Genomic DNA, 654 nt, shown 5'->3' with positions numbered 1-654 from the left:
GTAGGACGTTGCCAGGCAAATGGAGGATTAGCTCAGCTGGGAGAGCACCTGCCTTACAAGCAGGGGGTCGGCGGTTCGATCCCGTCATCCTCCACCATTTAGCCGACTTAGCTCAATTGGTAGAGCAACTGACTTGTAATCAGTAGGTTGGGGGTTCAAGTCCTCTAGTCGGCACCAGCAACTATGGCGGTTGTGGCGAAGTGGTTAACGCACCGGATTGTGGCTCCGGCATTCGTGGGTTCGATTCCCATCAGTCGCCCCATTTTTTTCTTTAATAAATTAATATGCGGGTGTGGCGGAATTGGCAGACGCACTAGACTTAGGATCTAGCGCCTTTGGCGTGGGGGTTCGACTCCCTTCACCCGCACTTTTAATAAAATATCTCATAACATGTCTTGCGGAAGTAGTTCAGTGGTAGAATACAACCTTGCCAAGGTTGGGGTCGCGGGTTCGAATCCCGTCTTCCGCTCCAATTTTCAATATGACATGCCGGGGTGGCGGAACAGGCAGACGCACAGGACTTAAAATCCTGCGGTGGGTGACCACCGTGCGGGTTCGACCCCCGCCCTCGGCACCATATGCGCCCGTAGCTCAATTGGATAGAGCGTTTGACTACGGATCAAGAGGTTAGGGGTTCGACTCCTCTCGGGCGCG

Annotated in this window: 7 tRNA genes; all 7 read left to right on the top strand. The window is 53.8% G+C overall.

Annotated features, from left to right (window positions below):
• Positions 1–21: 21 nt before the first annotated feature.
• The 7 genes from COK05_RS30725 (at position 22) to COK05_RS30695 (ending at position 654) form a co-directional block, all read left to right on the top strand.
• Positions 22–97, top strand: a tRNA-Val gene (locus tag COK05_RS30725).
• A 4-nt stretch (positions 98–101) separates the two neighbouring features.
• Positions 102–177, top strand: a tRNA-Thr gene (locus tag COK05_RS30720).
• Between the two features lie 9 nt (positions 178–186).
• Positions 187–262: transfer RNA gene (locus COK05_RS30715), tRNA-His, on the top strand.
• Between the two features lie 24 nt (positions 263–286).
• A tRNA-Leu gene (locus COK05_RS30710) sits at positions 287–367 on the top strand.
• A gap of 30 nt (positions 368–397) precedes the next feature.
• A tRNA-Gly gene (locus COK05_RS30705) sits at positions 398–472 on the top strand.
• Between the two features lie 16 nt (positions 473–488).
• Positions 489–577, top strand: a tRNA-Leu gene (locus COK05_RS30700).
• A gap of 3 nt (positions 578–580) precedes the next feature.
• A tRNA-Arg gene (locus COK05_RS30695) sits at positions 581–654 on the top strand.

It is taken from the genome of Bacillus cereus, from assembly GCF_002567495.1.
GTDB lineage: Bacteria > Bacillota > Bacilli > Bacillales > Bacillaceae_G > Bacillus_A > Bacillus_A cereus_AQ.
The sequence above is the reverse complement of the archived record's forward strand: the minus strand, read 5'-3'. Positions and strand labels throughout refer to the sequence as shown.